At 38.7% G+C, this 12,208-nt stretch carries 11 protein-coding genes and 1 rRNA gene; 4 read left to right on the top strand and 8 right to left on the bottom strand.

Features of this window, described 5'->3' with window-relative positions; all coding sequences use genetic code 11:
* The 8 genes from M3610_RS23075 to dnaA all read right to left on the bottom strand — a co-directional run.
* A 16S ribosomal RNA gene (locus tag M3610_RS23075) occupies positions 1-196 on the bottom strand; the annotation flags it as partial.
* A gap of 279 nt (positions 197-475) precedes the next feature.
* The gene (gene gyrA / locus M3610_RS23080; protein WP_251462960.1) at positions 476-2,992 is read right to left on the bottom strand and encodes a DNA gyrase subunit A; all 2,517 of its coding nucleotides are present in this window, start codon (positions 2,990-2,992) and stop codon (positions 476-478) included.
* Between the two features lie 26 nt (positions 2,993-3,018).
* The gene (gene gyrB / locus M3610_RS23085) at positions 3,019-4,944 is read right to left on the bottom strand and encodes a DNA topoisomerase (ATP-hydrolyzing) subunit B (protein ID WP_251462962.1); all 1,926 of its coding nucleotides are present in this window, start codon (positions 4,942-4,944) and stop codon (positions 3,019-3,021) included.
* 66 nt (positions 4,945-5,010) lie between these two features.
* The gene (remB, locus tag M3610_RS23090; protein WP_098577003.1) at positions 5,011-5,259 is read right to left on the bottom strand and encodes an extracellular matrix regulator RemB; all 249 of its coding nucleotides are present in this window, start codon (positions 5,257-5,259) and stop codon (positions 5,011-5,013) included.
* Between the two features lie 8 nt (positions 5,260-5,267).
* A complete protein-coding gene (gene recF, locus M3610_RS23095) occupies positions 5,268-6,386 on the bottom strand; it encodes a DNA replication/repair protein RecF (protein WP_251462964.1) in 1,119 nt (372 codons plus the stop codon).
* Positions 6,387-6,456: 70 nt separating this feature from the next.
* The gene (gene yaaA, locus M3610_RS23100) at positions 6,457-6,672 is read right to left on the bottom strand and encodes a S4 domain-containing protein YaaA (protein ID WP_098577009.1); all 216 of its coding nucleotides are present in this window, start codon (positions 6,670-6,672) and stop codon (positions 6,457-6,459) included.
* 123 nt (positions 6,673-6,795) lie between these two features.
* A complete protein-coding gene (gene dnaN / locus M3610_RS23105) occupies positions 6,796-7,932 on the bottom strand; it encodes a DNA polymerase III subunit beta (protein ID WP_251462966.1) in 1,137 nt (378 codons plus the stop codon).
* A gap of 194 nt (positions 7,933-8,126) precedes the next feature.
* Complete coding sequence (dnaA, locus tag M3610_RS23110) at positions 8,127-9,473, bottom strand: chromosomal replication initiator protein DnaA (protein ID WP_098577015.1); 1,347 nt, start codon at positions 9,471-9,473, stop codon at positions 8,127-8,129.
* Between the two features lie 632 nt (positions 9,474-10,105).
* Here dnaA and rpmH point away from each other — a divergent pair.
* The 4 genes from rpmH (at position 10,106) to jag (ending at position 12,182) form a co-directional block, all read left to right on the top strand.
* Positions 10,106-10,240, top strand: coding sequence for a 50S ribosomal protein L34 (gene rpmH / locus M3610_RS23115; protein WP_007084526.1), 135 nt, complete (start codon positions 10,106-10,108; stop codon positions 10,238-10,240).
* A gap of 50 nt (positions 10,241-10,290) precedes the next feature.
* Positions 10,291-10,632 carry a ribonuclease P protein component gene (gene rnpA, locus M3610_RS23120; protein WP_098577018.1) on the top strand — a complete coding sequence of 114 codons (342 nt, stop codon included), beginning with the start codon at positions 10,291-10,293 and terminating at the stop codon, positions 10,630-10,632.
* A gap of 153 nt (positions 10,633-10,785) precedes the next feature.
* Complete coding sequence (gene spoIIIJ, locus M3610_RS23125) at positions 10,786-11,562, top strand: YidC family membrane integrase SpoIIIJ (protein WP_098577021.1); 777 nt, start codon at positions 10,786-10,788, stop codon at positions 11,560-11,562.
* On the top strand, positions 11,559-12,182 hold the full coding sequence (gene jag, locus M3610_RS23130; RefSeq protein ID WP_251462968.1) for an RNA-binding cell elongation regulator Jag/EloR: 624 nt from the start codon (positions 11,559-11,561) through the stop codon (positions 12,180-12,182). Before spoIIIJ ends, jag begins: the two co-directional genes overlap by 4 nt.
* Positions 12,183-12,208: the final 26 nt, after the last annotated feature.

The following is a 12,208-nucleotide window of genomic DNA, read 5'->3' on the forward strand; positions in this document are numbered from 1 at the left end:
TTCAGCTTTTCCTCATGAGAGGAAAAGGATTATCCGGTATTAGCACCGGTTTCCCGGTGTTATCCCAGTCTTACAGGCAGGTTGCCCACGTGTTACTCACCCGTCCGCCGCTAGACTCCGAAGAGTCCCGCTCGACTTGCATGTATTAGGCACGCCGCCAGCGTTCGTCCTGAGCCAGGATCAAACTCTCCAAGAAAGTTGATTAGCTCATTTGTTACGTTGGCTTAGCTTCTTAAAAGAAACTAAAATTTATTGCTTGTTTGCACGATTTTGTTTGTTTAGTTTTCAAAGATCAATTTCTCTATCGCCCGTAAGCGACTTAATAAATATACCACCTGTAAAAACTAAAGTCAACGATTTTTCTATTCTTTTTTTACAATAAGGATTTTTTAAATATTTTATTCCGATAATATTAACTCCACCGCCCTGAAATTAATAAAAAAGGGAACACACCTAGTGTGCCCCCCCTCATTTTTTATTCTTCTTCCTCTGTAGTTACCGCATCAGAATGCTCTTCCACTGTATCGATAGAATCAGGTTCAAGGTTTTCTTCTTCCTCTTCTTTTTCTACCTTAGCCACTGTAGCTACAAATTCATCTTCACTTTCTTTCATGCTTATTAGCTTCACACCTTGAGTGTTTCGGCCCATCTTAGAAATCCCACCAACATCCATCCGGATAAGTACACCGCCAGTGGTAATCAGCATGAGATCCTCTTCACCAGTAACCGCGCGCATCGAAACAAGATCACCATTTTTTTCAGTCACATGGCATGTCTTGATTCCTTTTCCGCCTCTGCCTTGGATACGATATTCAGATGCAGTTGTTCGTTTTCCATAACCATTTTTGGTTACAATAAGAACATCATTCGTTTCCTCTAAAACTTCCATTCCAACTACTTCATCGTTACTATCTAAAGAAATACCCTTCACACCGGTGGCCGTTCTTCCCATAGATCGAACATCAGTTTCTGGGAACCGAATCAACATACCTTTTTTGGTGCCAATAATAATATCCTTGCTGCCATCGGTCAAGCGGACACTGATTAATTCATCACCTTCACGCAAACTCAAGGCAATTAAGCCATTGTTGCGAATATGGGCAAATGAAGTTAATGGGGAGCGTTTTGAGATTCCCTCTTTGGTTGTAAAGAATAGGAACCAGTCATCCACAAATTCCTCCACCGGAATGATCGCATTGACCCATTCTCCTTTTTCGATACCAAGGAGGTTAATAATCGGAATACCTTTAGCCGTACGGCTGTATTCAGGTATTTCATATCCTTTTGAACGATAAACTTTACCTTTGTTCGTAAAGAAGAGAATCGTATCATGTGTTGAAGTCGTTATTAAATGTTCAACAAAATCATCCTCATTGGTTCCCATTCCCTGGATTCCACGTCCTCCGCGTCGTTGAGCACGATAGGTGGAAACTGGGAGTCTCTTAATATAACCATTATGAGTCAAGGAAATAACGATATTTTCTTGTGGAATTAGATCCTCATCTTCAATGTTTTCTATTCCGCCTGTAACAATTTCTGTCCGGCGAGTGTCATTGAAGCGCTCTTTGATTTCCAACAATTCTTCACGAATAATTTCAAGAACTTTTTCATCATCAGCTAATATTGCCTTTAATTCAGCAATTAGCTTCACTAGGTTTTGATATTCTTCTTCAATCTTTTCTCTCTCTAAACCTGTTAAACGCTGTAAGCGCATATCAAGGATCGCTTGGGCCTGCTTTTCAGAAAGATTAAAGGTAGTCATCAAGCCTTCTCGAGCAATTTCAGTCGTTTGTGAACTACGAATTAAATTAATGACTTCATCCAAGTGATCAAGTGCAATCCTTAACCCCTCTAAGATATGGGCACGTGCTTCCGCTTTACGCAGTTCAAACTCGGTTCTCCGGCGGATAACTACATTTTGATGGTCTAGGTAATGGACTAAGCATTGTTTAAGTGTCAACACCTTTGGATGTCCATTAACTAGGGCAAGTGTGTTAATTCCGAAGCTAGTTTGTAATGCTGTATGTTTATATAAATTATTTAACAGGACGTTGGCATTCGCATCTTTACGAACTTCAATAACAATCCGCATACCTTTTCGGTCGGATTCGTCTCTCAGGTCAGTAATACCTTCGATTTTTTTATCACGGGCTAGTTCAGCGATTTTTTCAACTAATCTCGCCTTATTCACTTGATAAGGTAATTCATTAACAATGATAACTTCTTTACCATTTGCCTTTTGCTCAATGACTACCTTAGCACGAACTGTAATGGATCCTCTGCCTGTTTCGTAGGCTTTACGAATACCGCTTCGGCCTATGATAATACCTCCGGTAGGAAAGTCTGGACCAGGAATAATTTCCATGAGCTCTTGTGTAGTAATTTCAGGGTCACGACTAAGCGCTAAAACTCCATCGATTACCTCTCCAAGTTGGTGCGGCGGAATATTGGTTGCCATTCCAACAGCAATTCCTGTTGTTCCGTTAACTAAAAGGTTAGGGAACCTGGCTGGTAGAACAACCGGCTCTCTTTCCTCCCCATCATAGTTATCTTGATAATCAATCGTATCCTTGTTTATATCTCGTAATAATTCCATTGAGATTTTCGACATTCTTGATTCTGTATAACGCATGGCAGCAGCCGAGTCGCCATCGACAGAACCGAAGTTTCCATGTCCATCGACAAGCATATAACGATAGTTGAAGTCCTGGGCCATCCGAACCATTGTTTCATATACTGCAGAGTCACCATGTGGATGATATTTACCGATTACATCCCCAACGATACGAGCTGATTTTTTATAGGGTTTGTCTGAATGCATTCCAAGATCATGCATAGCATATAGAATACGGCGATGAACTGGTTTCAATCCATCCCGAACATCTGGAAGGGCCCGAGAAACGATAACGCTCATCGCATAGTCAAGAAAGGAAGATTTCATCTCCTTACTGATATTAATCTCTGTTACTTGAGAATTTGGTGTGTCAGCCATACTTGTTACCTCCTTTCACCGTTGCTTTATATATCTAAATTCTTCACGTATTGGGCATTCGCCTCAATGAAATTACGACGCGGTTCTACCTTCTCACCCATTAACATATCAAAGGTTTCATCCGCCTCAATCGCATCTTCAAGGCTAACCTGAAGCATACTTCTTCTCGCTGGATCCATTGTGGTTTCCCATAATTGTTCAGGATTCATCTCGCCTAGTCCTTTATATCGCTGAATATTCGGTTTTGGTGTCGCTGGAAGCACGGCAAAAATCTTTTCAAGTTCTTTATCATTATAGGCGTACTCAATCCGTTTACCTTGCTGTACTTTATAGAGAGGCGGCTGGGCAATATAAACATAACCTGCTTCTAATATTTTTCTCATAAAACGGTAAAAGAACGTTAGAAGAAGCGTCCGGATATGGGCACCATCAACATCCGCATCCGTCATAATGACGATTTTATGATAACGTGCTTTGGAAATATCAAAATCTTCACCGATTCCTGTTCCAATCGCAGTAATCATCGCTCTTACCTCATTGTTAGAAAGGATTCGATCTAAACGTGCTTTCTCCACATTAAGGATTTTCCCGCGTAGTGGCAGAATGGCTTGGAAGTGACGATCACGACCTTGCTTTGCTGATCCGCCAGCGGAGTCACCCTCAACAATATACATTTCACTTTCAGCAGGATCTTTTGAAGAGCAGTCAGCTAATTTTCCAGGTAAACTAGAAACCTCTAAAGCACTTTTTCGGCGGGTCAGCTCTCTAGCCTTCTTTGCCGCAAGCCTTGCACGTGCAGCCATAAGACCTTTCTCGACAATTTTCTTGGCAACCGCTGGATTTTCCAACATGAATTTATCAAAAGTGCTGGCAAAGACGGCATCAGTGATGGCTCTTACCTCAGAATTTCCTAACTTTGTCTTGGTTTGTCCTTCAAATTGTGGGTCTGGATGTTTAATGGAAACGATCGCGGTAATTCCTTCACGAACATCCTCCCCGGAAAGATTGGTATCATTGTCTTTAATTAAGCCGTTTTTTCGCGCATAATCGTTGATGACTCTTGTTAAAGCCGTTTTAAAACCAGATTCATGTGTTCCGCCTTCGTACGTATGAATGTTATTCGCGAAGGAATAGATATTCTCTGTATAGCCTTCATTATACTGGAGTGCGACTTCCACACTAATTCCATCGCGTTCTCCCTCCATGTAAATTGGTTCTTCATGGATCACTTCTTTTGTACGGTTTAAATGCTCTACATAGGATTTAATACCGCCTTCATAGTGATATTCGTTTCGTTTATTTTCAACTCGCTTATCTTCTATCGTAATTTTGATTCCCCTGTTAAGGAATGCAAGTTCACGAAGGCGAGTAGCAAGAATGTCATATTCATAGACCAAAGTCTCCGTAAAAATCTCACCATCTGGTTTGAAATGAGTAATGGTCCCCGTTTGATCAGTCGTACCAATTACCTCTAATTCAGAAACAACCGCGCCTCGTTCAAATTTAATACGGTGGATTTTTTCATCACGATGGACATAAACCTCAAGTTCAGTAGACAGCGCATTAACTACGGATGCACCTACCCCATGCAGTCCTCCAGAAACTTTATAGCCTCCGCCGCCAAACTTACCTCCTGCATGAAGTACAGTCATAATAACTTCAACTGCAGGTCTGCCCATCTTTTCTTGAATATCAACCGGAATCCCGCGGCCATTATCTTTAACTGTAATGCTATTATCTTCCTCAATGGTGACATTAATTTCATTACAGAAACCTGCTAATGCCTCGTCAATACTATTATCTACAATTTCCCAAACAAGATGATGAAGCCCTTTACCGCTTGTTGAACCAATATACATTCCTGGTCTTTTTCGAACAGCTTCAAGTCCTTCAAGAACCTGTATTTGCTCCGCACCATATGCTTGTTCCACAGCCTTTTGTTCTAAAGTCATGCTTGTTCACCTGCACCTTCTGACAAAAATATATCTATATAATCATTAAAAAACATGTAATTAACTTCAAAATTCATGTATAGTCATTTGATTTGAACGTTTCTTTAAAGTACCAGAAGAAATCGGGGATAAGTATACATTGTCATTTGTGACAATAACTGATTTAAAGGGGTTTTTAGATAGATTAATTACCTTTTCCTTTCGAGACTTGAGGAATTCTTCAACGAGCGGCGAGTTGTTAACACTCTCTTTATCCAAGATAGAAATAATATCCCTTGCTCTAATATTAATATCTTCCCCGATATGGATATACATGGTTCACCTCAATTTACTTTCTTCATCCTTCCGGCTTCAACAATATATGTTGAGGCCTCCTTTAATGTTTGATGATCGATTCCCTCAACACTTGTGGTTGTCACAAAGGTCTGTACCTTCCCTTGGATCGTGTTAAGCAAATGAGACTGCCGGTAATCATCTAATTCTGATAAAACATCGTCTAAAAGTAAAATTGGATATTCTCCAATCTCAGCAAATATTAATTCAATTTCAGCAAGTTTCAAGGATAATGCCGTGGTCCGCTGCTGACCTTGTGAACCAAAGGTTTGCACATCTCTTCCATTCACAGTAAAAATAAGGTCATCCCGATGGGGACCAAACAGGCTTGTTCCTCGTTCAATTTCCCTCGTTCTAACCTTGCTGAATTTTTCTTCAAAGCATGCTATCATCTTCGACAAATCTTGCTCTTCTAATACCTCTACCGACGGTTTATAGGTAATTTCGAGTGTTTCTAGACCTCTCGATATTCCTTGATGAATGGGTTTGGCCCAATTTTGCAGAAGACGCAGGAATTCAAACCTTTTTGTGACAATTTTCACAGCCATCCCAATAAATTGTTCCGTTAAGATTTCCAGCATCGTTTGATCTGTCTGCTTTTTTATCTGCAGCATTTTTAAATAATGATTGCGCTGCTGAAGTATCTTTTGATATTGACTCATATCATGTAAATAAAGCGGCGAAACTTGTCCAATTTCCATATCAATAAAACGCCTGCGGACTTGAGGGCTCCCTTTTACTAGGTTAAGATCCTCAGGAGCAAACATAACAACATTCATATTTCCGACATATTGACTTAATTTACGCTGCTCAATATGGTTAGATTTCGCTTTTTTTCCCTTTTTCGAAATAATTAATTGCAACGGCAATGAGCCGTGTTGCTTTTGAACCCTACCCTCTATTTTAGCATATTCTTGGTCCCAGCGAATAAGTTCTTTATCATTGGAAGTACGATGTGATTTGGCCATCGCTAAAACATAAATGGATTCCATCACATTTGTTTTTCCCTGGGCATTTTCACCCAGGATCACATTTACTTTGTTCTCAAATTCTACGAACAACTCTTCATAATTTCGATAATTGGTGAGCGCTAATTTTTCAATATACATTAGGAAAACATCCTTTAGCTGAGCTATTCAATAAATTAAGAAGAATTTACTCAATAAACTACTTCTTAATTTACTCAGTAATGACAAACTCTCCAAAGCCAGGAATCCTGATTTTGTCACCAGAGCGCAGCTTTCTTCCTCTTCTTTGATCTTGTTCACCATTAATAAATATTTCATGTTCGCTTAAAAACCATTTTGCCATGCCGCCAGTTTGTATTACATCAGCCAGTTTTAAAAATTGACCTAAGGTAATAAATTCTGTATCAAGCTTTATTTTTTCAGGCAAATCGTCACCCTCGTTTCTAAAATGGTCTCAATACTTTATTTTACTAAAAAATCGACAGAGTTACAAAGAAAACTAAAATAAAGCCACCATAGTTTGGTGGCATGGAGGATTAAGTATATAAAATTAGTATGTTCGGACTGGTAAGATTAATTGCAAAATGGTTTCATCATGAAGCGGGCGAATCACGAAAGGACGCATAGCCCCTGTAAAGCTCACTCTAATATCTTGACCTTCAAGCGCTTTTAAGGCATCCATCATATATTTTGCACTAAAGGAAATCTTTAATTCTTCTCCCTCAATCGCTTCACTTTGAATTTCTTCGACAACTTTCCCAACTTCTGGAGTGTTTGAAGAAATTTCAATGAGTCCACCCTCAATTGTCGAAAGTTTAACAACATTATTTCTTCCTTCTCTTGCTAGTAGCGACGCTCGATCGATTGCCTGTAAAAATTCCTTTGTATTAACCGTTACATCCGTTTTACTTTCACTTGGAATCAATCTTGATGTATCGGGATAATTTCCTTCTAACAATCTTGAGAAAAATAACAAGTGCTTCGCTTTAAATAAAATCTGATTTTCAGTGATAACAATATCAATCAGTTCATTACTGTCATCAATAATTTTACTAAGTTCATTTAAGCTTTTTCCTGGAATAACGACATTATAATTCTCGTTGTTTGGCGTTTCAATCTTTGCCTTCCTTAGTGCAAGACGGTGACTATCTGTTGCAATACAGTTTAACTCCCCATTTTCAACGCGCCAGTTTACACCTGTCAAGATGGGGCGTGTTTCTGAGGTGGACACGGCAAAATGTGTTTGTCGGATCATTGCTTTTAATAAATCTGTGGCAATATGAAATTTATTATTTTCTTCTAATTGTGGCAGATGAGGATATTCTTCTGCATCAAGACCGACTAAGTTAAATTCAGATTTTCCTGAGCGAATAACGGTTTGAAGAGAGCCGAGTACTTCAATTTCTACTGAAGCAGTCGGTAGTTTTTTAACGATTTCACTAAAGACTTTCGCTTGAAGTACAATCGAGCCTGCTTGTTTAACTTCAATAATCTCGTCACCAGCATCCTCTTTAGGAATAAACGATTCAATCGAAATATCTGAATCACTCCCTGTTAGAGTAACACCTTCAGTTGTCGCTGTAATTTTAATCCCCGTTAAAATTGGAATAGTGGTTCTTGATGTAACAGCCTTCATTACATCTTGAACACTCTGAACTAATCGATCTCTTTGGATGATAAATTTCATCGAATATAATCCTCCGTTTTAAGCATATTTTTGTTATTAAAAACATAATATATTTTTTTAAAAAAAGAGTAGAAGTACTAGTAGGGCCTGTTAGTATGTGGATAACCCATTATTTCAACGGAAACACAGCCTATCCACATGTGGACAGACTGTGTGTAAATACTAAGAAGTTATGCACATAATTCAGTCGTGTTTTAGACCTTCAAAAGTTCATGAAGTTCTTTCATTTGTCTTTGCAGCTGGGCATCGGACTGGAGGAGTTTAGAAATCTTTTCGTGCGCATGAATGACGGTAGTATGATCTCGCCCGCCAAACTCTTCTCCTATTTTCGGCAAAGAATAATCCGTTAATTCACGTGATAAATACATCGCAATTTGTCTAGGAAATGCGAGCGACTTTGTCCGTTTTTTTGCTTTGAAATCTTCCAGTTTAATACTAAATAGTTCCCCAACCGTCTTTTGAATATCCAAAATTGTGATGACTTTAGGCTTGGAACTTGGAATGATGTCCTTTAAAGCTTCTGCTGCTAAATCGGCATTGATATCCTTATTGATTAAAGAGGAGTAAGCAACCACGCGGATTAGCGCACCCTCAAGCTCACGAATGTTGGAGTCAATTTGATTGGCAATATATAACATGACCTCATTTGGAATATCCAGACCCTCTGCCTTTGCCTTTTTCCTGAGGATGGCAATCCTTGTTTCTAAATCAGGCGGCGTAATATCAGTTATCAAACCCCATTCAAATCGGGATCTGAGCCTGTCCTCTAATGTTGGAATTTCTCTTGGCGGCCGGTCGCTGGAGATGATAATTTGTTTACTTTCCTCATGGAGTGCATTAAACGTATGAAAAAATTCTTCCTGGGTTGATTCTTTTCCAGCTAAGAATTGAATATCATCTATAAGTAAAATGTCAACATTTCGATATTTATTGCGAAAATTCTCCGCTTTATTGTCTCGAATCGAGTTAATAAACTCGTTAGTAAATTTTTCGGATGATAAATAAACGACTTTTGCTGCAGGGTTATGATCTAAAACATAATGACCAATTGCATGCATTAAGTGCGTTTTTCCTAATCCCACGCCTCCATAGATAAAGAGGGGATTGTATGCTTTGGCAGGTGCTTCAGCTACAGCGAGCGATGCGGCATGGGCAAAACGGTTGCCTGAGCCAATGACAAATGTATCAAAAGTATACTTTTGATTTAAGATACCTTGAGGAAATTCCCCATGGTCATCGTCCTTTTTTACCTTTTTAGGAGGTAATTGCACATCATTTTCTGCTTCTTTTTGATTTTGCGGAATGATAAATTTAACAGCAAGCTCTTCGCCGGTAATTTCATATAGTATTCCTGCGATTAACTGAGAGTAACGTTCTTCCAGCCAATCACGGGCAAATTCATTGGGTGCTGTAATAATCAACAAATCACCTTGAAGGGAATGGGCCTTGGTGGACTTAAGCCAGGTATCAAAGCTTGGTTTGCTGATCTTTTTCTCTATATTAGCTAATGCAGCATGCCAAAGATCCGCAATATTTTCCAAATAATATCCCTCCTTTAGTACGCAGCCTAGATTAGCACGTGCGCTTTTCTTATACCGTCAGTACAACCTATTAATTTATAAATATACGAATCAGTGAATGTGGATAATAAATAATAAGGAAGTAAAGTGGAATTTCGACAATATCCACTTCTTGTGGACAACTTTCTACAGTACCCTAGGATAAGCTATCCACATGATATCCACAAATTGTGGATAACGTTTTGGTGTGGATAAAGTTATTCAGAGTGAAAACACAAATATAATATCAAATAATTGCTTAAGGCGCAATGCCTTTTCGTAGTTTATCCACAACGATAACAATATGTGCACAGAATTTGTCCACAAGTAGATGTTTTGTGCAAAACCTGTCAATATCTTGTGTGGATAGCTAAAATAATGTCGAAAAAATATCCACAAGGAAATGATGACTTATTAAAAGAGCTAACTTGTATTAGCGATGATCGAACGTATTCATATAAGAATATAATCTCTGGAAATTAGCTAATTCATGTTCAATAAAATTTGGAAATGGGAACAATAGCAGAGAATGGTTGACAATTTAATGGTGAGGTTATTATAATGAGTAAGACTGTCACTTAACTTGATAGCATCCTTTAGGGAGGTGTCATATAATGAAAAGAACATATCAACCAAATAAACGTAAGCATAGTAAAGTTCACGGTTTCCGTAGTCGTATGAGCTCAGCTAATGGCCGTAAGGTTCTAGCGCGTCGTCGTCTAAAGGGAAGAAAAGTATTATCAGCATAGACCACTGAAAAGTCAGTGGTCTTTTTTCTAATCCGACTGAGGGTGTTTTTATGAAAAAAGAGCTACGTATTAAAAAGAATAAAGAATTTCAAGCAGCATTCCAAAAGGGGCAGTCTTTTGCCAATCGGCAGTTTGTTGTTTATTCCTTATTAAAAGAGGGACAAGATCATTTTCGGATTGGTTTGTCTGTGAGTAAGAAGATTGGAAATGCTGTTACAAGGAATCGAATTAAACGCTATGTAAGGCAATCCATCTTTGAGTTAAGCGAGCAGCTAGCAATAGGGAATGATTATGTCATTATTGCCAGAAAGCCAGCAGCTGACATGGACTTTTTTGAAGTGAAAAAAAGTCTTACCCATGTTCTAAAAGTCGGGAAGGTTTTAAAAAAGTGATAGTAAGGACATAAATGCGAAGGAATTTGCCTGAAAATTTGCATCATATTGAAGACAATTCCTTTGCGTAAATGATAAAATACCTTTGAAAAACGTAAAAAAAATAATACATAGAGTGGTTTGACTATCTTTATTGTAAGGAGGAAATTTTGGTTGAAAAGAAGAATATTACTAGTAGTCGGCTTACTTTCTGTTTTTATCCTACTGACAGGATGTAGTGAAATCAAACAGCCGATTACTTCGGAGAGTACAGGCTTTTGGAATGAGTACATTGTCTATCCATTATCCTGGTTAATTAAAGAAGGGGCATTTATTCTTGGAGGAAGCTTTGGGCTATCGATTATTGTTGTAACGATTCTCATCCGTCTTGCCATTTTGCCGCTTATGATCAAGCAGACAAGAAGTTCGAAAGCGATGCAAGCTTTACAGCCAGAAATGAAAGCACTTCGCGAAAAATATAGCTCTAAAGATCAAAAAACACAGCAAAAATTGCAACAGGAAACAATGGCCCTATTTTCAAAACATGGTGTCAATCCAATGGCCGGCTGTTTTCCGTTAATCGTGCAAATGCCCATTTTAATTGGTTTTTACCATGCAATTTCAAGAACAAGAGAAATTGCTTCAGATAATTTCCTCTGGTTTGACCTTGGGGATAAAGACCCTTACTATATCTTGCCGATAGTTGCTGGGATTACCACGTTCATTCAGCAAAAAATTATGATGGCTGGACAAGAGCATAATCCGCAAATGGCAATGATGCTTTGGATGATGCCAATCATGATTGTTGTATTTGCCTTTAGTTTCCCTGCCGCTCTGTCATTGTACTGGGTAGTAGGTAATATCTTTATGATTGTACAAACTTATTTTATTAAAGGACCGGATCTAAAGGCGGCAAAGGCATCCGGTAATGCGGGAGGAGCAAAAAAGTGAAACAGGTAACTGCTACAGGACAAACTGTCGAAGAAGCAGTAAAATCAGCTTTAGCTCAATTACAAATCAGCAAAGACCGCACAGATATTGATATTATTGATGAAGGTAAAAAAGGGATTTTCGGGATTTTCGGTTCACGTCCGGCGGTGGTAAAAGTAACAGTGATCATTGATCCGATTGAGGAAGCTAAGAAATTCCTTACTCAAGTAAGTGAACAAATGGGAGCCCCGGCTGAAATAGAAATTAAGCGTGAGGGAAAACATGTTCATTTTATCTTGACCGGGGAAAAGATTGCTTTATTAATTGGAAAAAGAGGGCAAACGTTAAATTCGCTTCAATATTTAACACAATTAGTCCTTAATCGTTTCTCTAATCAGTATTTAACGGTGATTCTAGATGCAGAAGATTACCGGAAAAGAAGAAATGAGACCCTTGTTCAATTAGCTCACCGGCTCGCCGGGAAGGCCCTTAAGTCAGGAATAGATGTAACTTTAGAGCCAATGCCTTCTTATGAGCGTAAAGTTATTCATGCTGCATTATCTGATAACAAACGTGTAAAGACATTTTCTGATGGATCGGAACCACATCGTTTTATTGTGATTTCTCCAGCGAAAAGATAATATCATAAGTCCTTAAAACATCCTAT

This window comes from Neobacillus sp. MER 74 (assembly GCF_023714155.1).

What these genes read in the sequence shown, in the direction of transcription:
- gyrA (WP_251462960.1), bottom strand. Translation starts at nt 2,992, where the DNA reads ATGGCTGACACACCAAATTCTCAAGTAACAGAGATTAATATCAGTAAG.
- gyrB (WP_251462962.1), bottom strand. Translation starts at nt 4,944, where the DNA reads ATGACTTTAGAACAAAAGGCTGTGGAACAAGCATATGGTGCGGAGCAA.
- remB (WP_098577003.1), bottom strand. Translation starts at nt 5,259, where the DNA reads ATGTATATCCATATCGGGGAAGATATTAATATTAGAGCAAGGGATATT.
- recF (WP_251462964.1), bottom strand. Translation starts at nt 6,386, where the DNA reads ATGTATATTGAAAAATTAGCGCTCACCAATTATCGAAATTATGAAGAG.
- dnaN (WP_251462966.1), bottom strand. Translation starts at nt 7,932, where the DNA reads ATGAAATTTATCATCCAAAGAGATCGATTAGTTCAGAGTGTTCAAGAT.
- rpmH (WP_007084526.1), top strand. Translation starts at nt 10,106, where the DNA reads ATGAAAAGAACATATCAACCAAATAAACGTAAGCATAGTAAAGTTCAC.
- rnpA (WP_098577018.1), top strand. Translation starts at nt 10,291, where the DNA reads ATGAAAAAAGAGCTACGTATTAAAAAGAATAAAGAATTTCAAGCAGCA.